We start from the raw sequence: 26355 nt of genomic DNA, 5'->3' as shown, positions 1-26355 counted from the left end.
GAGATGACAATTCGCACTTGGCAGCCGTACTACGAAGATGTGATAACGCCAACGGTCGCTATTACAATGATTCAGAGTGTCGGTCAGTTATTCAGCGTCCTTAGAGATTCCAATGAAACAGTTTGTCGCGCTCGCGCGGGTTAGCAGTCGTGAACAAGAGCGAGAGGGCTTCTCGCTTGAAGTTCAAGAGGACGCGCTGCGCCGGTACGCAACCCAGGCCGGCGGCAAGATCGTCAAGTTGTTCAAGATCGCGGAAACTGCGAGCAAGGGCGACGAGCGCACTGCCTTCCGAGAACTGATTGCGTATGCCAAGAAGCACTGTGCGGAACTCGATGGTCTGCTGTTCTACAAAGTCGATCGCGCCGCACGCAACCTCTTTGACTATGTCGAGCTTGAACGGCTGGAATCTGAATACGACCTTCCGTTCATCTCCGTTTCCCAACCGACCGAATGCACACCGGCTGGCCGCATGATGCGCCGGACGTTGGCAAACATGGCCAGCTTCTTTACCGAGCAGCAGTCCGTGGACGTTCGCGAAGGATTGGCCCGACGTGTTCAAGAGGGCTGGTTCGTTGGCAAAGCTCCCTATGGCTACAGGAATCTTCGCAAGGATGGTCGCGGCATTGTCGAGATCGACCCGACCGCCGCCGACAACGTCCGCAGAATCTTCGACCTATTCGCCTACGGCAATTGCACGTTGGATATGGTCGTAGCGAAACTCAACACCGAAGCCCGACAATTCCGCGCGTCAACTCCAAAGTTCCCGCGTAGCTCTGTCCACAACATTTTGCAGGACCGAGCCTACATCGGTGAGATCGAGTTCAAGGGCCAGTGGTATCCAGGCAAGCACGAACCGCTTGTCGATCGTGCAACGTGGAATCGTGTCCAGGCACTCCTGGGCGGCCATGTCTACCAGTCGCACGCCCTGACGTATGCCAGCGACCTGATCCAGTGCGGCCAATGTGGCCACCCGATCACGGGCGAGAGGAAGACCAAGGGGCAGCGGGTGTACGTCTACTACCGATGCACCTACTACAACGCCCCAGGCCATCCTCGCACGCGAGTGACAGAGGCAGACCTAGACCGGCAAGTGCTCGCCATCTTCGACAAGATGAGGATTGAAGACGAAGCAATCCGGGATTGGGTCCGCGCCGTCCTTACAGCACAGACGCGAGACTCGCAAGCTGATTCGCTCGCCCAGCGTGGGGAGCTACAACGCCAAGAGACCTTGATCGTCAACCAGCAAGACAGGCTGGTAAACCTGCGTATGGCGGACGAGATCGACCAGCAAACCTTCGCCCGCAAGCAAACCGAACTGCGAGACCGTCAAGCCGCGATCACTCTGCAACGCGACGTGCTGAATCGTTCCCACGACGAAACAGCGGACTTGGCGGTAAAAGTTTTTGAACTCTCGCAAACCCTTCGGCGGCATTGGCTTACTGCCGATTACGCTACAAAGCGCCGAATCCTCGAAATCGTTCTATTGAACTGCCAACTGGATGGCGCAAGTCTTTGCCCGACAATAAGAAAGCCCTTCGACCAATTGGCCGAAGGGCTTGTTTCTGAAAAAAGTCGGGATGACAGGATTTGAACCTGCGGCCTCCACGTCCCGAACGTGGCGCTCTAGCCAGGCTGAGCTACATCCCGATACTTAGGTTTCTGCGGCGGGGGCAAGGTTTTGCGCCCAGGGAAGGGACGCAAATTGGCCGCAGAAGGTTCGCTCATCATAGCGGAATTGGCGGAATCGTCAACGCGAGTCTGCGGGACACTGCCGCCGGGTCAGCATTCGCTGCTAAAAACCCGTTACCGCCATCGAACTGCGGAGGTCGACACTCACGCCGACGGCCATCAGCGAAAACGTGGTGCCGCACCAAGCCCAGGCGCCATTTTGAGCGTGAATCGCCACCATGGTCGCCACGGCCAGGCTCAGCAGGCAGGCGACAAACAGAACGCGGCAAGCGGTCGACTTCAGCGGGCAGCGGCACGGCAGGCGGGCGATGACCACGCTCGCCAGACCGATCAACTGCAAAGCCAACGTGCCCCAAAACAACAGCGGGTTCATCGAATCGATCATCTGTGCACTCCCTGCACGCCGTGAGTTTCACTGCGAGGACGCAGTTGCGGGACTCACCGCGACATGGCCAGCGTCGCCAGCCATGGACATCCTTGAAGACCATTCATCCATGAATAGTCTGCCAAACCGAACGGGTAACAAAGCGATTGGCGTGCCGGACGATCGAACTCTTTTCAGGAAAATCCAGTCCGCCGGAGAGAATTGTTGTAGATACCGGCCCTGGCTGTCGAGAGCAAAACTTCCTGACCTTTCCGTCACCCGCTGCTAGCAGCCGAGCGGTCGTCGCGGCGCGGAAAATCTTACCAATTCGGCCGGCAAGATTTACAAAATCTGCAGACTTTGACTCAAGTCCTGGGTGATTTCCGCTGGTGCGAGCGCACTGGCTCTTCGCCTTCGCACCGAATCCACGAAGTTGCCAAAGACCAGTCCCTAGCTGACGCGCCTCGGGGTCACTTTCGAAGCGAATCAGCGTACGCCTGGGATTCTTCCGACGTTGGAAGGTCTATCAGCCAACCCGTTTTCGTCAATTGAAAGTAGACCGGTGAGTCGTAGGGGCTTAGCTTCTTCACTGCGGGCTCACCGGGTTTCCCCTCGATGCTGAAAATGTAGCGAGTGACAACGCCCTGCGCCCGCTCCTTTTTTACTGCCACCTGCCGCAGTGGCGTTTTCCAGTCGGTGGGACTTTCCGATTCGCTGTCGACGCGTTGCAGCAGGCCATAGAGCCCTGGTTTGTCTCTAACAGCCGCGGCGACCGCTTGCCGCCTCTCCTCGTCGGTCTTCGGCTCGGGCGTGGGCGACACTTCCGATTCTGTCCGGAAGTACTTCTCCTGGTTCTTGGGATCATCCAGCCCTAAGCTCTTCCGCGTCTCGGCGCTCTGCAAACCCAATTGGAAGACGCATTCGAACGCCACAGAATCTTGCAGCTTCGGCGTGAAGCACCGCCAGGCCGCGACCCAATCGTGGTCGAGATGCGCTTTGGCAAAAGCCTCATAGGCCTGCTGCGGCGTGGCAAAGCTGGGCTCCCCTGGTTTGCCGCCAACCGGCTTCTCTTCAGCACGACCCGAGTTGATCCAGCCGAGCAATCCAGCCGCAACGATCAGAAATGCCGTGTGCAAGAAACGTCCCATGTTTGCGTCTCCAATAGTGCTCTACGGGCGCAAGATCACCCCAGAATAGCCCGATGCCGATTTGCGGATTAGCACCTGCTCTCCAACGAACGGGCCCTCAGCGCGAATTTGTTGGCTGTAATCAAAATCGAAGCCCGCGAAGGGATGGTAGCCAGGTTCCAAGCGACACATCAGCTCCTTGCCGTCGGCCAATGCGACCGTAAATAGCAGCGCCGGTTCATGCCAGCGAATCAGCGTTGCTGTTTCGCTAGCGGGCACACTCGCCGCTGATTTAGCCGACTTCTTTTTCATGGCTCACCTGGGGAGCTGGGAGCGTGCGCAGTTGCACTCATCATAAACCGTCGACTAGTAACATCGTCGCCGAATATTCCATATTCGGTGGTGGCGGTGGAAGGAGGGCTGCTGGAATGAGCGCTAGCGATATTTCAGCAAGTTCGGCGAGGGTAACCTCAGCGCTCGTCGCTCCGAACGGCGGGGCATTCGACTCTGCGTTCACCGCCGCTCGCCAAACGCGGAATTTCGCGGAGCTCATTCCTGCGCACGTGGTGAATTACCTCAACCCACCGGATACATAGTATCCGGCGACAAATAGTATCCGGCCACAATCATCCGGGAATAAATCGCCGCCGCGAACACGTATGAGGAGTTAGTTCTCCCGCCAAACGCATGGGGCAACAACATGGCAACTGCAATCGGCTGGCTTCGACCGCAGTTCAGCTTGCGAGCCCTGTTGTTGCTGTTCTTAGTGGTGGGCGTGGGGCTGAGGATCTATCGTCAGCCGTGGCAGGAACGCGAGCGCTCCGGCTTCAGCCGGGCCAGTGGCTACCACGGCCGAACAGTCAGCTATCGCAAAGACTGGCAAGGGAAGCCGGTCAAGCATGGCGTGGAGAGTTGGTACAACGCTCAAGGCCTTGTGATTTATGAGGGGGATTATGTCGACGACCAATACGTTGGTTTTCGGCGTTACAGCGACTCTGGCACGTTGCTTGAATCGGTGAGCGATCTGGCTGCTGCGGCTGCTCAAGCGCAGCGACAATCGTATGCCGGCGGTGGAAACGTCGTCATCGAGTGGGAGCGCGTTGGTGATCCGCTGCACGACGATCGCATCTTTTTGGAATGGCAGAATCGCGCGGGCAACTATCTGCAATCGCTGGTGATCGATCGAGAGCAGTCGCAGGTCTCGCGCTGGAACGGCCGCCCCGCACTCGAAGAAGCCGAGCGCTTGCTCGCCGATCTGCCTCCCGCTGCGCGCTCGGCTTGGCTGGCGAAGAGCAGCGATTGGAACCCGCCGCCGCTGGAGTTACCGCCGCCGAAGACGACGAAAGAAAGAATCGTGCGCCAGTTGTTGGGGCTAAGTCTCGCCGATGGCATATTGGAGTTTCACGAAACTACCTATGTGCGCGACATTGGCAATGGCCACTCGCCACTCGTGCTCGAGATGCACGACTCCGAACAGATGTATTGTAGCTATCGAACGCTGATTGGTCGATCATCGCGACTGCTGCAAGCGGGCGCTACGACGGCAGAAAAGAATCAACCGTTCCTCTTCGTGCTGCTACAGCGTCTGGCCGCCGAAGATTACACACTGCTCGCGCGCTACGGCGTGTTGGTGGTCGTGCCGATCAGCAAAGTGCAAACTCCACTGGATCCGAGCGGCGTGCTGGCGATCCAATTCCCCGCCGGTTCCGCTGAAGAACGGGCCTGGCTGGAAGAGATCGAGCCGACGATCGGCGATCAGATGTATCAGCGCACGATTCCCGGACTGTTTCAAAAGACGCCGGTCCGCATCAACGTCAGCAAAGTAAATCCCTTCCACATCGGTGAAGCGGACCGTGATGACCTGTCGCTGATCATACCCAGCGGCCTGCCGCGCATCAGGCGATCGCGCCGCGATCTGTTGGGCTCGATGCTGTGGGCAAACCACCTGCGCGTGGAACAACGCGAGGGAGAGTTGCTAGTTAGGTACTAGGACCACTGATCTTCGTGCTACGCGGGCATCGCGGACATGTCCATGTAGAACGGGCCGAAGCCGTGGCCGTCGGGATCGTAGAAGCCGCGGCTGTACATGAAGCCTTCGTCTTCGGCGCCGTGGGCTTCGCTGCCGCCGGCGGCTAGCGCGGCGGCGGCGATGGCATCGACGGCTTCGCGGCTGTCGAGCGCGAGGGCGAAGAGCACTTGGGCGGTAGTCTTGGTGTCGGCAATCGCCTTCGGGGTGAGGCTGGCGAAAAATTCGCGGCTGCCGAGCATGAAGGTGACGCTGTCGTTCCACACCATCGCGCCGGAGCCTTCGCCAAAGCGCGCGTCGCGGGTGCAGCCGATGGCTTCGTAGAAGGCGATCGACTTGGCGATGTTGGCGACAGGCAAGTTGATGAAGATCGGCTTGGTCATGGAGATGGTCCTGGTTTCTCGTGAGCGATCAAAACGAAACTGCGACAAGGTAGCCATTCAGTGATGGCCCCACTGGCACGAGGCCAGTGGTCGCGTTGGCACTGCTGAGGCCCTGACTACGCCGGTGGGCACATCTTCTTCATGTTCTCGGCCATCTCTGCGGGCGTGTAGTCGAACTGATGATGGGCGATTGACCAGGAATGGCCGTAGGGATCGGTCACGATGCCGTAGCGATCGCCCCAGAACATGTCGGCGATCGGCATCATTACGGTGCAACCGGCAGCGACGGCCTGGTTGAACATTTTGTCGGCGTCTTCGACCATCAGGTGTAGTGTGACCGGCGTGCCGCCGAGCACCTTCGGGCCTTTGCAGCCCCACTGCAGATTTTCGTCGACCATCATCACGTTCGAATCGCCGATCTTGACGCAGGCATGCATCAGCTTGCCGTCGGGCGCCGGCAAACGCATCTGCTCGACCGCGCCAAAGGCTTTCTTATAGAACTCGATGGCTTCGGCAGCGCCATTGACGACGATGTGCGGCGTGACGGTGTGCGAACCCTCGGGAACGCGCTTGGTGGCGGGCTTGGACATGGCGGTGGCTCCGGAACAGCAAACAGGAATTCGAAACTCCTGTGATAGTCGATTCAGCCAACGGCAGATCGACCCTGGAATAAAAATTCGCCGGAAATTCTCACAGGTCAACTGGGTCATCAGCGAGGCGATGGGCCGCCGAACCGGGGTTATAAAAGGTTATAGCCCCAGTAGCCTAATTCTTCGCAAGTCATTATCTGCAAAACACTTAATGCACTTAGAGAATGTTGATAACCTGTTATATATAACCCCCTCGGCACTATGAGGGCGGAAGCTGTGTGTCGGAATTGCTTTGGCCAATACGCGGAGCTTCGGTTGGGCAGGCAAAGGTGAATTGGCGAGGGGTCTTATTCGGGGTGAAATGTTCGCCAGCGAAAAATACTGTCGAAGGTTGGATTTTTAACTAGACGATCGCTATACTCCTCACAACTACTGCAGATTCCGCCAGCGGTGCAATCGGAACGGCTTGGTTTCGTGGGAACGGAGAACCAAGGCTGCGTGCGCTGGTCGGTGGCAGTACTCTCGCGCTTCCTCTCCCATCTCCGGTATTTCTCCCATGCTGAGCCTCTCCCGGTCTCTGTACGCTCGTTTCTTGGCACGTTCGCGTAACAATCGTCGTGGTCAACAAGGTTCGGCAGCGAGGAAACGTCGAGCGTTTTTGGAATCGCTCGAACCGCGGATGGTGCTGCACGGCGATACTTCGCAGGAAGTGTTGCCTCCGAATGCCCCCACCGACGTGTTGACGCCGGTGGCATTTATCAATCAGGGCAAGCTGGTTGTGCGGTCGGCGACTGGATCGGAATACAACAACGAAATCATCGTGAAGCAGGATGGCGAAGGGAACATTCTCGTTACCGACGTGCTCTTGCCGTTTGATGCTACGACGATTCCCGGCGCGGAGTTGCTGGAAGATCAGCACACACTGAAGATTCCGCTGGCCGCGATTCCGACGCAGCAGTTGCATATCTTTGGCGGCAACGGCGACGACACGCTGCGCGTCGATATGTCGAAGGGGAACGCGATCCTCGAGAACGGTTTGTTCTTCTATGGCGGCGGCCAGAACAGCCTGGACCCGGGCGATCAGATCATTTTGGAGAACGGCGAGGTCGACAGCGTCGATTACTCGTTCGTCAACGATAACGACGGCTCGATCGCGGTTGATGGCCACTTGCTGACCTACGTGGGACTTGAACCTGTTATCGATAACCTTTCCGCAGCCACTCGTAGCTTTACATTTACCGGTGCTGCCGAAACGGTATTGATCAGCGACACCGGTGGCGCCGACGGGGTGACGACGATCAACAGCACACTGGGCGAATCGGTAGCTTTCACCGCGCCGACGACCTCGCTGACGGTGATCACCAATGGCGGCGACACCGTCAACATCAACGGCTTCGATGCCGCCTTCAATACGCCGCTCATTTCGCTTGAAGGAACGACGAGCACCAATACGTATAACCTCGGTGCGGGCAACGTTATTCCCGATGCGACCAATCTGAATCTGACGGGCAACGCTGCGCTCGTCCTGAACGCCGCCAACGGCGAAACGATTGGTTCGTTGGCTTCGACCAACGCCACGCCGACGGTGGCGCTGACCACTGCAGGCCAAGCGCTAACGCTGGGCAATGCTACCAATACGGCGTTCTCTGGCGTCATCTCGGGCGCTGGCGGCATCATCAAGCAAGGAACTGGCACGCAAACGCTCTCGGGCGTGAATACGTTCACCGGCACCACGACAATCAATGGCGGGGCCATTAGCGTGGCTGCTGACACGGGCCTGGGTACTGCGCCGGGCGCGGCGGTGGCGAATGCGGTTACGCTCAACGGCGGCACGCTCACCTTTACGGCTGGCGGCGTGACGATGAATGCCAACCGCGGCATCACGTTGGCGGGAACGGGCGGCACGCTGAATGTCGCGACCGCGAGTGGCGCGAACGTGACCTACAACGGCATCATTACTGGCGCGTTTCCCTTCACAAAGGCTGGGGCAGGCGATCTTGTCTTTGGCACGGCAGCGGTGACTCATGGCTTTAACGCGCTGACGATCGCGAACGGCCGACTCTTCTACAACAGCCAAACGAACTTGGGCGGTGCTGCGGTGCCGGTCACGATTCAAAGTGGCGGCACCTTGGATCTCGCCACGGCGACGACCATTGCCAATCCAATTACGTTGCAAAGTGGTGGCAACCTGGCCAGTCGCGTCGCCATGACCGCGTCGGGCATCATCACGCTGCCGACCAGCGGCACCGTGATGTTCAACATGGACGATGCCACTACCGGCGTGATCACCATGAACAACGCCGCGAATGCAGTAGCATTGACCGGCGACTTGACCATCCAGGTCGGTTTGTCGGGTTATGAAACGAATTTTGTGCAGACCAACGCCACCGGCATCGGCCAGGTTATTCTTAATCACGTCATCAGCGGCAACGCCAATCTCACCAAGGCGGCAGGGGGGCAGTTATCGTTGACTGCCGCGGCTAACACCTTTGGTGGTGCGGGCAAGACCATCACGATTTTGGGCGGCAACCTGAGCGTCGCCAACGATGGCCAGCTGGGCGATGTGGCCAATAGCATCACGTATTCGAACCCGCGAACCGGGGCCATCAGCGTTGGCGTGAACGGCGTGGCCCAGATCACGGGCGGCGAGAACATCGAAAACAAGCAGTTCGATCTGGCAACCGGCAACACAAATTTCTCCGATATGTATGTCGGCACGTTCACGACGACGGTCGCCGGTGTTTATACGTTCGGCCTCGAAAGCGATGATGGCAGCTCGATCTTCATCGATCTCGACAACAACGGCGTATTTACGGCTCCCGGTGAGCGGATTGTCAGTAAGGCCAACGGTGGTGTTGTGGCCACTCCGCCGATCGGCACCGCAACGCTGACGGCAGCCACCACCTATCGCATTGCCATTGCACACTACCAAGGGACCGGTGGTGGCGCGCTCGAGGCGAAGTGGGGCGCGGGGACCTTCGCGACTTATCTCACGATCCCCAATGTCGTGAACCCAGCCGCACAACCAACCGTGTGGAGCAGTGTGTACGGCGCGGGAACATTGGAAGAGCGAGTTTATGCAGGCGCGCCGATCACTACGTATGCCGACGATATCGGCACGTTTCCGGGCTTGCTGAACCAAGCACCGCTCCCGACTGGTTACCTCAATCCCACGGCTGCCTTTACCACGGCCCGCAATTTCATCATGAATGCCCAAGGCGGTATTAACGCTGGCGGCAACTTGACGATCACCGGCACGATCAGCACACCATCGACGTTTTTGGGACTCAACGGCGGTCTGACCAAGACCGGCGGCAGCACGGTCATTCTTTCCAACAACGCGAATACTTATACCGGTCCGACGGTCATGCGCGCCGGTATTTTGCAGGTGTCGCAACTCGGTAATGCCGGAACCAACTCTGCCATTGGCAACACTTCGAACGCGGCCGGCAATCTCGTGTTCGACGGCGGCACGCTGCAATACAACGGCGCCACCGCAGTCACCACCGACCGCAACTTCACCATCACGCTGAACGGCGGCACGCTCGACAACAGCGCTGCGGCAGCGGCATCGACGCTGTCGTTCACGACGACCACGACGCCGCAATTGGTCGGCAATGGTGCGCGGACCTTCAACCTGAGTGGCTCGAATACGGGGAACAATACGTTCATCACGCCGCTAGCCGACAACGGCGGCGCGACTTCGTTTAACAAAGCCGGCGCGGGAACCTGGTTGCTGAATACCACCGCCAATAGCTACACCGGCACGACGAGTGTTTCGGGCGGCATTTTGCGTCCCTTGCAAAACAACGTGATCCCCGATGCTTCGTTGCTGCAAATCGGCGGCGCTGGCACATATGACATCACAACCTTCACCGACACCGTGGCTTCGCTGCGGATGATCAGCGGTTATTTGACCGGCACCACGGGCACCATCACTCCCACGGGCGGCGTGACCAAGGAAACGACCGAAGGGGCCAATATCGTCATCCCAAATATTCTCGCAGGAACGCCGAACTTGACGGTCAACGGCGGCAGCTTGGCGCTGGGCCGAGTCAACACGCTCAATTCCGCGAGTCAAACCCTGGGAACGGTGACAATCAATGCTGGCGGTCGCCTGTTAGTTCCGACCTCGGGCACGCTCACGACGGGCGCAGTCACCATCAATGCACTCGGCACGCTGACGGGCGACGCCGGCGCGGGACGCACCACGACTTGGAACACTGCCAATGTCACGAACAACGGCGGAACCATCGAGGTCTTCAGCGGCACGCTCGATTTCGGCAATAACTCGGTGATTGCCAATAGCGTCTCGGCGAATACCAATCGCCTGGAAGGTCGCATGTTCGCAAGCCGCACGGGCTTCCCGGTTACCACGGATGCGGGCATTCTCGCCGCGCTCAATACGCTGCCGACGAGTCGCATCTATCAAACGGGTGCAGTCAACATTGCCAACGACGCGGCCTTCGGCACACTGTTTGGCGATACTCCTGTCGGCGCTAACTCGGTCCTCTTCTCCTCGTTGTTCTTGGGCACCTACACCGCGCCGGTCGGCGGCGTGTATACCTTTGCCCTGCCAACGCACGACGATGGTACGACGATCTGGATCGACCTGAACAACAACGGCGTATTCGAAACTGGCAACGGCGAACTGGCGGTGAATGGTGTCGGCACGGCGGCGACCACCAACGCGGCCTTCAACATTCCCGCAGCCGGCACCTATCGGATCGCGATTTTCCAGGAAGACACTGGCGGTGGCAGCAGCGTGATCGCTCGCTTTGCCGAACCCGCCGGCCAAACGTACGCCACGCTGCAGGACATCAATCCCACGGCGCAGCCCGGCCGTTTCAATGCCACGCCCACTTCGCCGGTGATCAATATCTATCCCGGCGCGACGCTCAGCACCGGCTCCGTCACCGGCAGTCCAGATGTCAACATGAACAACGCCGGTCTGCAAGAACGGGTTTATCGCACTCCCATCGGCACGACATACAACAACAACACGCTCGGCAACGGCACGGCTGCGGCTTCGCCCAATAACAACGCCACCATCGAAGCGGCTGACAACGTCAACAGCTTGCTCAATCAAGTCCCGATGGCGGTTTTCCCGATGCTAGGGACTACCAATCGCGGCACCACCGGCGCCGCCTTCAATCAAAACACCTACAGCATTCTGGGCAACAATCAGGATAACTACGGCAGCATCATCCAAGGCTACATCACCGTCGGCGGCCCGAATCTTGCCGCCGGCACGATCACGTTTGGTCTCGATTCCGACGATCAAGGTTCACTCTGGATCGACGACGATGGCAACGGTGTTTTTGAAGCAGCCAATCGCGTTGTCAACACGAACAATACCAACGCCGTCGGCACCCGCACTTTGGCGGCGGGCACTTATCGCTTCCTGGCCGGCTTTCAAGAAACGGCTGGTGGCGATCGCTTCAACATCAAGTTCGGCTCGGGGACTTTCGCCACTTATGCTCTCACGCCGACCTTCATCGACACGAATGCCGCCACGCAGGCCGGCATCTGGTCGCAACCAGGCACCGGCGCAGGCAAGCTCGTGCTGAATAGCGCTGCAGCCACGACCAGCGCGCTCGGGGCGGTGAATGTCACCGGCATCAATCCGGCAGGTGCGCTCGATTTCGGCGCCAACAACGCCGTTACTGTTGCCAATCTCAATATCCCCGTCGGCACGTTCACGCGTTCGGGCGGCAGCGGCACAGCCGATGTCGCGGCACACACGTTCGGCACGGGCACGACCGAAAATTTCACTGCCGGCACGACCACTCTGCAAGCGGCAGGAACCGGCACCGGCGCGATCAACGTCTCCGGCACCGGCACGCTGCGCATTGCCAATGCCAATTCCACTTTTACCAGCACCGGTGTCAATGTGAGCGGCGGAGGTCGCTTTGATGTAGCAGCCGCTAACGCCAAGATCTCGAACGTGACAATCGCGGCTGGCGGCATTCTGCGGTTGAGCAGTGCGATGGACACTGGCAGTGGCGCCACGCTGCCAGCCGGGGCGATTCTCGGCAACTTGGAAATCAACAACACTGCCGTGGGCGCGAACTACGACGGCTTGCAGGTGAGCAACGGCAGCGTCGTAACCTCGACCATCGCCGGCGTGACGTATGCCAGCGATTTGAACATCGTCAGTGGCGTGGCCAGCTTTGATACCAGCGGCGCGGGCGGCGACTTTACGATCAGCGGTCAGATCAGCGGCGCGGGACTCACCAAGATCGGCGCTGGCACGCTCACGCTGACCGGCACGCACACCTACACCGGCCCGACGACGGTCACGACAGGTACGCTCGCCGTGAATGGTTCGATCGCGACCAGCACGCCCACCGTGCAAACGGGTGCGACCTTCACCGGCACGAGCACCAGCGGCCCACTGACGATCAACGCCGGCGGCACGCACTCGCCCGGCAATGCTGTGGGTCTGGCAACCGTCAACGGCAACTATGTCGAAAACGGCGCGCTCAATATTCAGATTGGATCGCCGGCAGGAAGCACGGCGGGAACTGACTACGATCAGGTCCGCATTCTCTCGAGCGGCAGCGTTGCCATCGGAGCCGCTGCGGTGCTGAACGTTACCTACACCGGCGCAGCGGGAACCTTTGCTCCACTGGCCGGCACGACGTACACGATCATCGATAACGACGGCACGGCTGCTGCCGACACGACCGGCACGTTCCTCGGCCTGGCCGAGGGAGCCATCATCACCGTCGATGGCAAGCCGCTCCGTTTGCAATACCACGGCGGCGATGGCAACAACGTGGTCCTCGTAGCCGTGCCAACGATTTTGTATGTCAACGATCAATTCGTCTCTGGAACGGTCGACGGCGACTTGGAAACGGCCGGCACGCAAACGGCAACGGTTGGCGTGGACGCGTTTGCCTCGATCGCCGCGGCGCTTGCAGCCAACGTCGGCTTTACAGGCACCATCGTGGTTAACGGCGGCGTGTATGCTTCGGCGCTACTGGCTGGCGGTGGCAATGTGACATTGCGGTTGGTGCAGGATCTGGTGACCGGCGGGGCTGATTTGAATGTGCAGTTCAACGACCTCTCGGGCGATGCCGGCGATGCGATCGTGACGCGGTTCAACAACGCCGCGAATGCAAATCTGATTGTCGCGCAAGGAACCTTCAACGGAGTGATCTCGGGCACGGGAAGCGTGACGAAGACGACGGCGGGGGTTTTGGATTTGCTCGGAGTGAATACGTATACCGGCGCGACGACGGTGAGTGGTGGCACGCTGCGTGTGACCGGGTCGAACATTCCGAGCGCGACGACGGTGCAGACTGGTGCGATTCTCACGGGCGCGGGGACGACTGGGCCGGTGACGGTGAATGCGGGCGGCGTGCATCAGCCTGGCGTGGGCACAGCCGTTGGGTTTGGGAATGTGCAGGGGAATTACGTGCAGAACGGTGGGCTGACGATTGAGATCAGCTCGATTGCGGGGACGACGGCGGGGACGGATTTTGATCAGCTGCGGATTACGGGCAGCGGCAGCTTGACCATTGGCGCAACAGGCACGCTGACGGTGAACTACACCGGCGCGGCAGGAACATTCAATCCGACGGTGGGTTCGATTTATCGAATCATCGACAACGACGGTTCGGCTGCAGCCGACACGACGGGGACGTTTACTGGTCTCGCTGAAGGGGCCACTGTGACCGTTGATGGGCGGCCGATGCAGATTCAATATCATGCGGGCGATGGCAACGACGTGGTGCTCGTTGCACTCGCGCCGGTGGCGGCATTGTATGTCGACGATGACTTCCCGGCGTCGGGGGTGGTTGATGGTGATCGCGAGACTCCCGGCGTGCAGTCGGCGACGATGGGGGTGAATGCGTTTCAGTCGTTGGCAGCATTGTTTACGGCGCTGCCGAGTTACAGCGGTGTGATCATTGTGAATGGTGGTGACTATTCGGCGACTCCTGCGGCGCTGGCCGGTGGTGGCGATGTGACGCTGCGACTTGTGCAGGATCTGACGTTGAATGAGCTCAACGTGACGCTGGGCGCGCTGACAGGTAGCGCCGGTGATCAGATCGTGACGCGGTTCTTTAACTCGGCGAATGCGAATTTGATTTTGACGAGTGGGTCGTTCCCGGGCGTGATCAGCGGCACGGGCAACGTGGTGAAGAGTGGCACCGGCGCGGTGACGCTCAGCGGCACGAATACGTTCAGCGGTTTGACCGATGTGCAGGCCGGGACGCTGCAGATTTCGAATGCGAGCGCGCTCGGTACGACGGCGGGCGCGACGCAGGTGGCGAGTAATGCGCAGTTGCAACTCAATGCCGTGACGGTGACGGGCGAGACGATCACGATCAATGGTACGGGTGGCACGAACAGTCAGGGCGCGCTGCACGGCTTTGCGGGCTCGAGCACTTGGGCTGGCCCGGTGATCGTCGGCAACGCGGCGACCAACAATCGCGTGGGCGCGGCGAACACCGCGACGCTGACGTTGAGTGGTGCGATCAGCGGTGGACAAGCCGGCGCGATGGGTGGTCTGACGGTGCGCAGCGACACGACGGGTGTCGTCGTGGTCAGCGGCGGCGCGAACACGTATCTCGGCGATACGACGGTGGTGGTTGGTACGCTGCGACTTGCCGGTGGCGCCGATCGGTTGCCGGTGGGAACGAAGCTGGCCCTTGGCAACAACGCGAGTGTTTCGCCGGCGATTGTCGATCTCAACGGTCAGAATCAAACGGTGGCCGGGTTGTACTCGGTGACGGGTGCGAACGTGACGATGCAGGTTACGAGCACGCTGGCGGCGACGCTGACGGTGAACCTGGCGAGCGGCACCGACATCTACACGGGCGTGATCAGCGGCGCGGTGAGCTTGACGAAGAGTGGCGCGGGAACGCTGTCGCTGGCTGGCGCCACGGCGAACACGCAGACGGGCACCACGACGGTTTCGGCCGGCGTGCTGAATCTGAACAAGACGGCGGGCGTGAATGCGATTCCGGGTCAGCTCGATATCAACGGCGGCGCGGTGACGTTTAGTGCGAACAATCAGATCGCCGATACGGCGAGTGTGAATGTGAGTGGCGCGGCGAGCGTGTTCAACGGCACGTCGTTCAACACCGGCACGCTGCCGAATATTCAAGAGACGTTTGCCAACCTGACGATGACCGGCGGTTCGTTCTCGACCGGCGCGAATTCGAATTGGAACATCACCGGCACCGGCACGTTCACCGGCGGCGCGGGGAACACGATCTTCCTCGCCAACAGCAGCACGACGATTGCGTTCGGCAACCTGGTGCTGACGAACATGAACGCTTCGCCCGGTTCGACGCCGCAGGCGAACAACAGCTTTGCGATCTACGGCGCGAGCCCGACGATCGGCACGGCTACCGTTGGTTCGCTCACGCTCAACGACAGCGTGCTCAACCTGCGAAAGAGCCTCACGGCGGGCGATGCTGGTTCGCGACTGGTGCTCAACGGCAACGTGACGTCGACCGGTACGTCGTCAATTATTGTCGAAACGGTCAGCGGTACGATCGGCGCGAGCAACGTCGAACTGAGCGGTACTGCCGGCGCGGCGAATCGTTCGTTCAATGTCACGGGGACGCTGACCGTGAGCGCGCCGATTGTGAATGGGGCGGCGACTCCGGGTTCGTTGACGAAGACCGGTGCGGGAACGCTGGTGCAGAGCGGCGTGAATACTTACAGCGGCACGACGAATGCCAACGCGGGGGTGTTGCAGCTCAGCGGTGGTGCTGCGGTGTTTGATACTGCTGGTGCGGTGAATGTGGGACTTGGCGGCACCGTGCAGCTGCTCGCGAATGAGACGGTGTCGAGTTATGCGGGTGCGGGTGACAATGTTGGCACGAATGATTCGACGTTGGCGCTTGGCGCGTTCACGCTGACGACGACGGCTGGCGCGGCGATTGCCAATGTGACGACGAGTGGTGGTTCGATTGTCGCCGGCACGAGCATCACGGATGCGGATGATGATAATAATGTGACGGGCACGAGCATCGTGCTGCAAGCCGCGACCGGTGTGGGAACGAGCGCGGATCCGATTGAGACGACGCTGGCGAATGTCGAAGCCGCCGGCGGCAGCGGTGGGGTGTTTTTGGCGAACACTGGCAACTTGATCATCGGTGGCGTGAGCGCGCTGGTGGGTGTGAGCGCGACGGCCAGCGATGTGAATGTGAGTGCGACCGGCAGTCTGACCGTGAACGAAACGGTGAGCACCACGACAAGCGGCAACGTGACGTTGTCGACCATCGATGCGGCGGGTGTGGGGCAAGACATTGTGCTGACGGCAGCTGTGAATGTGAATTCGGCTGGCGCGATCACGCTGAATGCGGGTGATAACGCGACGCTGAATGGCAATCTGGTGAGCGCGACCACGACGACGGTGAACATCGACGTCGGTGCTGCGGACGCCGGAGTCGGTGGTGTGTTCGCGCTGACGGGAACCATCACGGCGCCGAGTGGAGCCGTGCTCAATGGCAACGGCGACAACGATACGTTTAATCTCGCGCCGCAAGCGAATGCTGCAGTGACGGTGAATGGTCTCGCGCCGCACATGACGCTGACGGGCGATATTCTGAATCTCGATCTGTCGGCGACGACGAGCCGGCAGCTGACGCTCGGCAGCATCGGCAGCGGCGTGTGGACGCTGAATTCGCCGCTGAAGAGTGTGACGTACACGAGCATCGAAGAGATGAACGCCAACGCGCCGTTCCATCTGTCGCTCGATGCGAACCTGGCAGCGTGGGGCAACACCGGCGTGCCCGATCTGATCACGGTGCGCCGCAACGGCGCGAACCTGGTGGTCGAGCGGACGGGCTCGGCAGCAGTGCCGGACAACGACGACGTCGGTGTGATCTTCCAAGGCGCCAGCGCGCAGATTCAGTCGTTCACTTATCTCGGTTCGAGCGACGATGACACGCTGACCGTGAGCGACGTGGGCGGCTTGCCGACGTTCGCCGGCAGCGCGCCGAGCATTCCTGATAACTTGAATCTCGCGGGAGTCGGCTCGGTGTTGCTCGATGGCAACGGCGGTGCTGACAAGTTGCTCTTCAATCTGACCGGCGCGAATGCGGCGCTGTCGTATGCGATCGGCAACGGCACTGGCGCGACTGGCAACGAAGGCGAAGTGCTGGTGGCTTCCGGCGCGGCTTCACTGCAAGCCTACTTCGTGCGGACGGAATCTGCCGAGCGAACCGGCACGGGCGCGACTCCTGGCGCGCTGCAGATCATCGGCGATTCGGCCGCGAATGTGATCGGCATCAACGGCAGCGGCGCGAACACCATCGTGAGCGCCACCGGCTACACGCCGCTCACGTTCAGCGGCAATAACTTCGGTTCGATTGCGATCGACGGCTTGGCGAATGCCGACACGATTGACCTCGCGAGCTTCGGCAGCGGTCAGACGAACAACCCGAGCGTGACTCTCATCGGCAACACGGGCAACGACACGATTCGCGTCTTCAGCACGAGTGGCAACACGGGCACGGTGACGCTGATCGGCGGCACGGGCAACGATTCGTTCGTGCTGCAGAGCGCCGCCGGCGGTCCCGATGACGACATCGTCGGGCCGGTCATCGTCGATGGCACCGATGGTTCGCTCGCCGCGAACAACGACACGCTGACGATCATCGATACTGCCGACGCGACGGGCGACACGGTCTTCATCAACGCGGTGAATCCAACCGCATCGGCTGATTATCGCATCGAAGGTGTGAACGCAGCCGCGGGCGACGATGTGATCTTCCGCAACATCGACACGCTGAATTACACGGGCACGACCGGCAACGACACGATCGACGCGCAGTTCGTGAACACGAATCCGGCGCACGATCTGTCGATCGTTTCGCTCAGTGGTTGGCTTGGCGCCGATCAGTTCCTGCTGTTCACTTCCGATCAACAGGGCGGCACCGGCCCGACGCCGACCGCGACGGCGAGCAGCGTTTCGACGATCGCGCTCTATGGCGACGCGCCGGGGAATCCGAATGCCGGCGACGGCAACGATGTGTTCGGCGCGACTGCGCCGGGCATCGTCGGCACCGGCTCTGGCAACGCAGGACTCACGGTTGCCGATAGCGTGCGCGGCATTCGTCCGAGCGCGAGCACGGCGATCACGATCGACGGCGGTCAACCGACCGCGCCGGTCGGCACGATCGGCGACAGCGTGGGCGATGTGCTCAATCTCGATCTCAGCGGCGTGCCGCTCGGTTCGTCGTTCGTCCTCGCAACCTTGTCGGGCGTGATCGCGAGCCCCGGCTTGCAACCGCTGAATTACACGCAGATCGAAGACCTCAACTTCATCACCAATCATCAGCTGCTGAACCTGCAACTCGGCGACACGCTGGTGCGTGGTTCGAGCGGGCCCGACACGATCATTTTCTCGCTGAACCCGTCGCCGACGCAGCCGAACGGCGTGCGCGTGCGCTTGAACACGACGTTCGTCGACTTCCCGATGAACGGCAAAACGCTGACGTACGCCGGCGATGCGAACGATTATGTGACGCACTCGAACGTCACGTTCCCGATGGAGATCCACGGCGAAAATGGCGACGATTACATCTCGGGCGGCATGGGGAACGACTTCATCGTCGGCGGCCTCGGTAACGATCAGATCAACGCCAGCGGCGGCGACAACATCGTCATCGGCGATGAAGAACTCACCGGCACGTTGCCCCTCGCGCAAGATTCCGCAATCGGCGGCAACGACATTCTCAGCGCGCTCGGCGGCAACGATGTCTTCTACGGTGGCGGCGGCAACGACCAGGTGAGCGCCGGCGGCGGCAACGATTATGTCTACGGCGGCGAGGGTGACGACACTGTCGACGGCAGCACCGGCGACGACCGCCTCTACGGCGGTGGCGGCAACGACATACTGAGCGGCGCGGTCGGCAACGACTTGCTCAGCGGCGGCGAAGGGAACGACCTGCTGATCGGCGGCGACGGCAACGACGTGCTGATTGGCGGCGGCGGTGCCGACAACATGAACGGCAACGCCGGCGACGACCTCTTGATCAGCGGCCGCCTCGCCAACGAATCGAGCAGCTGGACATCGCAGGCCGTGAACGCAACCTTCGGCGCCGCGCTCTACAGCCGTTCGACCGACAACGACGCCGCGCTGCTGATCCTGCTCAATCAGTGGTCATCCACCAACGACCGCAGCAGCCTGGCCGCGATCACCAGCGACGCGATCTTCGACCAGGTCTGGGGCTACACCGGCAACGACGACTTCAGCGTCTCAGCGGGAGAAGCCCAAGACTTCAATGGCAACGGAATGGGCAGCGATGAGTTGTTCTAAACGATCGGTCGCTCTGAACCGCAAAGGCTGTTAGCAATTCAGCCCCTCACCCCAACCCTCTCCCCGGAGTACCGAGGAGAGGGAGTGAGGAGTTGGTGTTACTTCAGCTCTTTGATCTTGATGTTCTTGAACGACACTTTCGCGCCGTGGCCGCAGAAGCAGATGTAGCCCTTTTCGCGTTCCAGGCCGGGGTGCTTGTTGCCGTCGAGCGTCTTCGGCGTACTGGCCTTTTCGATGTCGGCGTCGACGATCGTTTCGCCGTTGAGCACGATCTTGACTTGCTTCCCCTTCACGGTGATTTCCTGCGTGTTCCATTCACCGACCGGCTTTTGATGGCCTCGCTTGCTCGGCACGACACCATAAACTGAGCCGTGGTACTGATACTCCTTGAGGTTCTTGTACTGCGCCGCGGTATCGTCGAGCACTTGCAACTCCATGCCGACGTACGCTGGATCGCCGCCGATCGGCGTGCGAATGCCGATGCCGTTGTTTGCGCCGGGGGTCAGCTGAAATTCCAGACGCAGCACGAAGTCGCCGTATTCTTTGTCGGTGTAGAGGAAGCCGCCCTTCTTCGGGTCGCACACAATCGCGCCGTCTTCGACCAGGTAGCCAGTCACCGCGCCCTGCCAACCGGTGAGGGTCTTGCCATCGAACAAGCTCGTAAAGCCTTCGTCATCGGCAGACCAGGCAAACGAAGTGACGAACAGAGCAACCGCGAGAGCCGAAGCGGCGAACAACGAGCGCGTGAATCGCATGACGATTTCCTTTTTCAATGGCGGGATGAACTCTAGCAGAGCGTGCATTGTAGCCAGGAGAGAGTCGCGTTTCACTCGGTGAAAGGCGACTATCAAAATCGATCAGGCGATAGCAGCTTCAGGTCGACACAGGGCTTTGTTCCCTCGATTACTTCAGCGACCAACCGGCCCGTGATGGGCGCGAGGCTGAGGCCCATCATGGCGTGGCCTGTCGCGACAATCAGGTTGCTCTGCTTCGCCGTTCGGCCGATGTAGGGCAAACCATCGGGGGAGCAAGGCCGCAGGCCGCACCAGGGTTTGATGTCGGCGAAATCACTCTCGGCGAACTCGGGAAAGAAAGTAGTCGCGCCGCGAATCACACCTTTCACGCGGCGAGGGTCGATCGTTTCATTCAGGCCGCTCATTTCCATCGTGCCGCCGAAACGGAGCGAGTTTCCCATCGGCGTTACGGCGAGGCGGGCTTCGGTGCAAATGGAACAAAGCTGCGGCAGCTGTTTCGGATTCGGCAGCGTGAGGCTGTAGCCCTTGCCGGGTTGCAGCGGAATCTTCAAGCCGAGCTCGCGCGCGACCAGCGGCGACCAGGAACCGCCGGCGATCACGATTTCGTCGGCGGTGAATTCGCCCTGCGAAGTTTTCACCGCGGCGATTCGGTTTCCTTTGCGCACGAAGCTGGTAACCTCGGCACTGAATTTCAGTAAGCCGCCGCGCGCGCGAACTCGCTGCTGCAGGAACTGCATGAACAGCCAGGGCGAGAGATGTGCATCGCGTGGGAAATAAACCGAACCACAGACATTCATCTTGATGGCTGGATCGAGCGCCGCCGTTCCAGCTGCATCATGCACTTCGGCGGGAATGCCCAGCGCGCGGGCCTGTTCGGCGACGTGGGCTTCTTCATCGAGCGTCTTCTGCTGCTGACAGAGCATGAGCAGACCGCGGCGAACCAGGCCGAATTCGTTGGCGTCGCCGGCGAGTTCATCGAAGCGGGCGCGACTAGCGAAGCCAAGGTCGCGCAGAATCGGGCTCGCTTTGGCCACTCGCGCCGCTGTGGCACTTCGCCAGAACTGCATTCCCCAGGTCAACAATTCCCAAGACAGTCGCGGCTTGATGTAGAACGGCGATTCGGGGTTCCACATCCACTTCAAACCGAGCGCGACCATGCCCGGCGCCGCGAGTGGAATGAAATGGCTCGGCACGACCATGCCGGCGTTGCCGTACGAACAACCATCACGCTCTTCGGGTTGGCGCTCGAGGACGGTTACTTCGTGACCGGCGGCAGTGCAGGCTTCGGCGACTGAAAGGCCGATCACGCCGCCGCCGATGATGAGGATGTGCTTACTCACAGTCGCCTTTCGCTCCGCGAAAGGACGCGTCTTCAAGCGGTGGCAAAATGTTCGACGTCGATATCATGGAGACTCTCTAAGACGCGTTCTTTCACGGAGTGAAAGACGACTATCTGATCCCCCAGCAAAACGGGTCGTTTTCATCGAGCAGCAGCTTGTTCTCACCGGTGATGTAAGCTCGGCCGGTGATTGTCGGGATGATCTTCCCCGCGGCGCGATCTAGCCAGCGAAAGGTGCCGGTGAATGTCGTGCCGATGATACTCTCTTGCACCCACTCTTCCCCTTCGGCGAGTTTGCCATCGGCGGCGAGGCAGGCGAGCTTGGCACTTGTGCCAGTGCCGCAGGGAGAGCGATCGTACGCACCGCCAGGGCAGAGGACGAAATTGCGGCTGTGGCTGCCGGGATTTTGAGGTGGGCCGAAGAGTTCGATGTGATCGACGCTTTGATGCTCACGATTCAAACGGTGGCGAATGCCGTTCGCAAAACCCGAGAGGATGTTTGTAATTCTGTGATCGAGAGGTAAATCCGGGTGTGGCGGTAGTTGAGTCAAGTAAAACCAATTTCCGCCCCAGGCAATGTCACCCTTCACCGGTAACATGCTCGGATTCCAGTCAACCAGTTCAATTCCCTTCTTCTCCCGCCAGCTCGGCACGTTCTCGACACTCACTCGCCCATCGTCATGCAACGTCGTGGTCACCACGCCCACCGGTGTTTCGATGCGATGCACTCCGGGTTGTAGCAAGCCTTGGTAAGCGAGCGTTTGCACCAGTCCCATCGTGCCGTGGCCGCACATGCCGAGGTAGCCGACGTTGTTGAAGAAGATCACGCCGGCGATGCAAGTGGGATCGATTGGTTGTACGAGCAAGCCGCCGACGATCACATCGCTGCCGCGCGGCTCGTTGACGATGGCAGAGCGGAAGCGATCGTGCTGGTTTTTGAAAATCTCGACGCGCTCGGCGAGTGGACCGTTGCCGAGATCAGGGCCGCCGACGATGACGATCCGCGTGGGCTCGCCGGCGGTGTGGGAATCGATGACATGGATTTCACGCATGGCGAGTTACTTCAACTTCGGCCGGGCTGCGATTCCCTTGTGAATAATCTCGAGCACGCGCTCACGCTCTTGTCCCACGAGCGGCAACCGCGGCTCGCGCACCCATTCGGCGCCGAGGCCGGTCTCTTGCACCGCGAGCTTGATGTACTGGACAAACTTGAGATGCGTGTCGAGCTTCAGCAGCGGATAGAACCATTGATACATCGCGCGGGCTTCGTGCCATTTATTCGCGCGGGTTAGTTCCCAGAAGTATTGATTCTCGTTTGGAAACGCGATGCCGCTGCCAGCGACCCAGCCGTCGATGCCGAGAACGGCGGACTCGAGCACGAGATCGTCGACACCAGTGAAGATCGCAAAACGATCGCCGCATTCGATACGCAGTTCTGTCACGCGACGAGTGTTGGCCGAACTCTCTTTGAGCGCAACCAGATTCGGCACATCGGCCAGCTCGGCAAATTGCCGCGGCGTGACATCGGTGTAGTAGCCGACCGGATTGTTGTAGAGCATCCAGGGCAGCTTGGTGGCCGCCGCCACACGGCGGAAGTGGTTCATCACTTCGGGTTCGTCGGCTTTGTAGACCATGGCGGGCATCACCATGAAGCCGTTCGCGCCGAGGGCTTCGCAGTCCTTCACATATCGGCAAGCCGCGTTGGTACTCGTCTCGGCGACGCCGCTGAGGACCGGGATTTTTTTGCCCGCGACTTGCACGGCTAGATCGACAACGCGACGTTTCTCTTCGGCGTCGAGCGTTTGATTTTCGCCGAGTGAACCGCACACGATCAGGCCCTGAATGCCCGATGCGACGAGGGCTTCGATGTGCCGAGCCGTCCCCTCGAGATCGAGAGACAAGTCCTGGCGGAACTGTGTGGTGATGGCTGGAAAAACGCCCGTGAAGGGATGCTTCGTCATCGCTGAGCCTCGGTGAAGATTTAAGAGAGGCTCATTTTAGCGGCGTGGCGAGCGCGAGATAAGTGCCGAGTTCGTGAGCGATCGCGCGGCGTCACGGGCCGCCGCGCAAACACATTCCGATAACAGCAGTGCAGAACTTACAGCTTCTTCCCGAGCGCCGTGGCCACGGCCCGGCACTTCGTCATCGTCTCTTCGAACTGCGGGAAGTTGAGCGATTGGTAACCGTCGCTCAGGGCTTTTTCCGGATCGGGATGCACTTCCAGGATGAGACCATCGGCACCCGCGGCGACGGCGGCAGCGGCCATATCGGGAACGAGGTAGGTGTGCCCCGTGCCGTGGCTGGGGTCGATGACGACGGGCAGGTGCGTCTTGTGATGCAGGTACGGCACCGAAGCGAGCGGCAGCGTGAACCGCGTGTGGGCTTCGAAGGTGCGGATGCCGCGTTCGCACAGCATCACGTTTGGGTTGCCTTCGTTGAGAATGTATTCCGCCGCGAGGAGCAACTCTTCCATCGTGGCCGAAGGGCCTCGCTTCAGCAGCACGGCGCGGTCGGTCTTGCCGACGGCTTCGAGCAGGCGGTAGTTCTGCATGTTGCGAGCGCCGACTTGTAGCACGTCGGCGTAGGCGGCGACCAGCGGCACTTCTTCGGTCGACATCACTTCGGTGACGATGGCCAGCCCCGTTTGTTCGCGAGCGAGGGCCAGCAACTTCAAGCCTTCTTCCTTCATCCCTTGGAACGCGTACGGGCTGGTCCGTGGCTTGAACGCACCACCGCGTAGTGCCGTGGCTCCGGCCTTTTTCACCGCATGAGCACAAGCCAGGATTTGATCTTTGCTTTCGACCGAGCAAGGCCCGGCCATGATGCCGATCGAACCGGCGCCGACCTTCAGGTCGCGGACAACAACCTGCGTTGGCTCTTTCTTCACTTCGCGGCTGGCCACTTTGTAAGGGGCCAGAATCGGCATGACCGATTCCACACCCGGGCCACTCGCCAGGGCTTCCTTCGTTTCCGATCGCTTTTCGCCGATGGCGGCGATGACGGTCCGCTCCGTTCCTTGAATCGGATGAGCCTTCAAGCCGAAGGCTTCGACCCGCTCGATCATGTGTTTGATTTGTTCGGGGGTGGCCCCTTGTTCCATGACGATGATCATTGAAAACAGCTCCGGCAGAGAAGGAATGTGATACGGGTTTAAGTCGGGAAGTTGTTCGGGCAAAGTACGATTTCGCGTGCGAGCGACGACGGCGTTCATGGCGGTTCTCCAGCCGGCTTTCAGGTTTGCACCCAAAGTTCCAACCGGAAAATACCGCCGCGGCCAACAAAAAAAGCCCCGAGCGACCAGTTGGTCCCTCAGGGCTTTGGATTGTTGTGCTGTGGTTACGAGCGACTACGCAATCTCCGCGGCCCCGGGGATGAACCCGGTAAAATAAAACCGCCAGCGATAATTGCGCACCAATTTGCTCATGCCGGTGATTATCGTTCGCTGGGCCGGTTTTTCAAGAGGCGTTTTTCTCCTTTGCGGTGAAATTTCTGAGCACCCTTGATTTTGGTTAAGGTTTGCTGCCAGCACGCAACAGACCGCCGCAGCGAGATTAACATGGAGATGCCTGCTCGCTTCCCGCCTTCGCCGAGGACCCCGCCGTGCGCATCACTGCTCGTTTTCTGTCTCTGCTGCTGATCGTTGCCGCTGCTGGCGTGTCGCACGCTCAACAAGTCGAGACCTTTGTTCCCGGCCAGACTTACTATGGCAAGGACAAGCACATCGAATATCTCGCCGGCGATCTGCCGTTCATTCTCTCGGCCCCGCATGGTGGCCGCGAAAAGCCCGACGATATTCCCGATCGCAAGGAAGGAACGTTTGCCTTCGACATCGGCACGCAGGAATTGGCTCGCGCGATTCATGCTGAGATTTTCAAGCAGACCGGTCACTATCCGCATGTGATCATCTGTCGCATCACGCGGCGGAAGATTGATTGCAATCGCGAAATCGTCGAAGCCTGCGCCGGCAACAAAGAAGCCGAAGTCGTCTGGCATGACTGGCATCGCTTCATCGGTGCTGCTCGCGAACAAGTGCTGAAGAGTCGCGGCCGCGGGCTCTACATCGATCTGCATGGCCATGGTCACAAGGTCGGCCAGCTCGAGATGGGCTATCTCCACTCGGCCGAGGATTATCAAGTCGCCGACAAAGAGCTGAACGGCGCGCAGTTTCTCGCGGCGAGCAGTTTGCAAGGACTCATCGCGCTGAACCGCCGGCCGTATTCCGAACTGATCCGCGGCGACTTCGCCCTCGGCACGCTGCTGGCCGAGCGCGGTTTTCCCGCCACCCCGAGCAAGCAACGCCCCGAACCGACCACGCCGTACTTTCGCGGCGGCTACAACACCAGTCGCTACGGTCACGATGGCGGCCCGATTGCCGGCTTGCAGATCGAAACCAACAGCCGCGGCGTGCGCGACAACGATGTCTCGCGAGCCAAGTTTGCCAAGGGAATGTACGAGTCGCTACAGATCTTTTTCGAAGCCCAGTTCAACATGCCCCTGTCGCCGCCAGCGGCTGCGAAAAGTGCAACGCAAACTTCGGTCGCTCAACCATGCTGCGCAGTGCAAACGCAATGTGCTCGCCGCTTTCGCTGCCGGCCGCGGCGCTGCCGATAGTCGCCGACATTGTCGTCGTTTTCTCCGAAAACGATGGGTTGAGGCTGACCTGAAGCGTGCAAAGGAACGAGCTCTGCGAAGTTCCGGGTTTGGCGAACAGAATCTAGCGTTCGCTGTCGCTTCGAACGTTGATTGTGCGCTGCAAGCTCTACTCGCCGAAGTGCCGAAAGTCGCGGAGCTCTT

Annotated in this window: 14 protein-coding genes and 1 tRNA gene; 4 read left to right on the top strand and 11 right to left on the bottom strand. The window is 60.1% G+C overall.

All coding sequences use genetic code 11. The features are described from left to right. The first annotated feature begins 112 nt into the window (after window positions 1-112). Window positions 113-1591 carry a recombinase family protein gene (locus M9Q49_RS27300; RefSeq protein WP_254512479.1) on the top strand — a complete coding sequence of 493 codons (1479 nt, stop codon included), beginning with the start codon at window positions 113-115 and terminating at the stop codon, window positions 1589-1591. Here the strand turns inward: M9Q49_RS27300 and M9Q49_RS27295 are convergent. From M9Q49_RS27295 to M9Q49_RS27280, 4 genes are all read right to left on the bottom strand, one after another. Beyond that, window positions 1573-1647 (bottom strand) — tRNA-Pro (locus tag M9Q49_RS27295). The genes M9Q49_RS27300 and M9Q49_RS27295 overlap by 19 nt on opposite strands. A gap of 145 nt (window positions 1648-1792) precedes the next feature. After that, on the bottom strand, window positions 1793-2074 hold the full coding sequence (locus tag M9Q49_RS27290; RefSeq protein ID WP_254512478.1) for a hypothetical protein: 282 nt from the start codon (window positions 2072-2074) through the stop codon (window positions 1793-1795). A gap of 449 nt (window positions 2075-2523) precedes the next feature. Beyond that, the gene (locus tag M9Q49_RS27285) at window positions 2524-3201 is read right to left on the bottom strand and encodes a hypothetical protein (protein WP_254512477.1); all 678 of its coding nucleotides are present in this window, start codon (window positions 3199-3201) and stop codon (window positions 2524-2526) included. 21 nt (window positions 3202-3222) lie between these two features. After that, the gene (locus tag M9Q49_RS27280) at window positions 3223-3492 is read right to left on the bottom strand and encodes a hypothetical protein (RefSeq protein WP_254512476.1); all 270 of its coding nucleotides are present in this window, start codon (window positions 3490-3492) and stop codon (window positions 3223-3225) included. Window positions 3493-3880: 388 nt separating this feature from the next. Here M9Q49_RS27280 and M9Q49_RS27275 point away from each other — a divergent pair, with 388 nt between their 5' ends. After that, window positions 3881-5170 (top strand): hypothetical protein, encoded by a 1290-nt coding sequence (locus M9Q49_RS27275; protein ID WP_254512475.1) that lies wholly within the window; start codon window positions 3881-3883, stop codon window positions 5168-5170. A 17-nt stretch (window positions 5171-5187) separates the two neighbouring features. Here the strand turns inward: M9Q49_RS27275 and M9Q49_RS27270 are convergent, their stop codons facing one another. Then, on the bottom strand, window positions 5188-5589 hold the full coding sequence (locus M9Q49_RS27270; protein ID WP_254512474.1) for a VOC family protein: 402 nt from the start codon (window positions 5587-5589) through the stop codon (window positions 5188-5190). 116 nt (window positions 5590-5705) lie between these two features. Beyond that, window positions 5706-6179, bottom strand: coding sequence for a VOC family protein (locus M9Q49_RS27265; protein ID WP_254512473.1), 474 nt, complete (start codon window positions 6177-6179; stop codon window positions 5706-5708). Window positions 6180-6771: 592 nt separating this feature from the next. Here M9Q49_RS27265 and M9Q49_RS27260 point away from each other — a divergent pair. Continuing rightward, on the top strand, window positions 6772-19467 hold the full coding sequence (locus M9Q49_RS27260; RefSeq protein ID WP_254512472.1) for a beta strand repeat-containing protein: 12696 nt from the start codon (window positions 6772-6774) through the stop codon (window positions 19465-19467). 98 nt (window positions 19468-19565) lie between these two features. Here M9Q49_RS27260 and M9Q49_RS27255 read toward each other — a convergent pair whose 3' ends face one another. The 5 genes from M9Q49_RS27255 to aroF all read right to left on the bottom strand — a co-directional run bounded on the left by M9Q49_RS27255 (window position 19566) and on the right by aroF (window position 24772). Further along, window positions 19566-20222, bottom strand: a complete 657-nt coding sequence (locus M9Q49_RS27255; RefSeq protein ID WP_254512471.1) for a 3-keto-disaccharide hydrolase — start codon at window positions 20220-20222, stop codon at window positions 19566-19568. 92 nt (window positions 20223-20314) lie between these two features. Continuing rightward, a complete protein-coding gene (locus tag M9Q49_RS27250) occupies window positions 20315-21562 on the bottom strand; it encodes an NAD(P)/FAD-dependent oxidoreductase (protein WP_254512470.1) in 1248 nt (415 codons plus the stop codon). A gap of 109 nt (window positions 21563-21671) precedes the next feature. Beyond that, entirely contained in the window at window positions 21672-22613 is a 942-nt protein-coding gene (locus tag M9Q49_RS27245; RefSeq protein ID WP_254512469.1) for a proline racemase family protein, read from the bottom strand. 6 nt (window positions 22614-22619) lie between these two features. After that, window positions 22620-23522 (bottom strand): dihydrodipicolinate synthase family protein, encoded by a 903-nt coding sequence (locus M9Q49_RS27240; RefSeq protein ID WP_254512468.1) that lies wholly within the window; start codon window positions 23520-23522, stop codon window positions 22620-22622. 137 nt (window positions 23523-23659) lie between these two features. Continuing rightward, complete coding sequence (gene aroF / locus M9Q49_RS27235; protein ID WP_254512467.1) at window positions 23660-24772, bottom strand: 3-deoxy-7-phosphoheptulonate synthase; 1113 nt, start codon at window positions 24770-24772, stop codon at window positions 23660-23662. A 389-nt stretch (window positions 24773-25161) separates the two neighbouring features. Between aroF and M9Q49_RS27230 the strand changes: the two genes are divergently transcribed. Then, window positions 25162-26172, top strand: a complete 1011-nt coding sequence (locus M9Q49_RS27230; RefSeq protein WP_254512466.1) for an N-formylglutamate amidohydrolase — start codon at window positions 25162-25164, stop codon at window positions 26170-26172. The last annotated feature ends 183 nt before the right edge of the window (window positions 26173-26355 follow it).

The organism is Anatilimnocola floriformis, from assembly GCF_024256385.1.
Taxonomy (GTDB): Bacteria; Planctomycetota; Planctomycetia; order Pirellulales; family Pirellulaceae; genus Anatilimnocola; species Anatilimnocola floriformis.
This window is presented reverse-complemented; position numbering and strand designations above follow the sequence as displayed.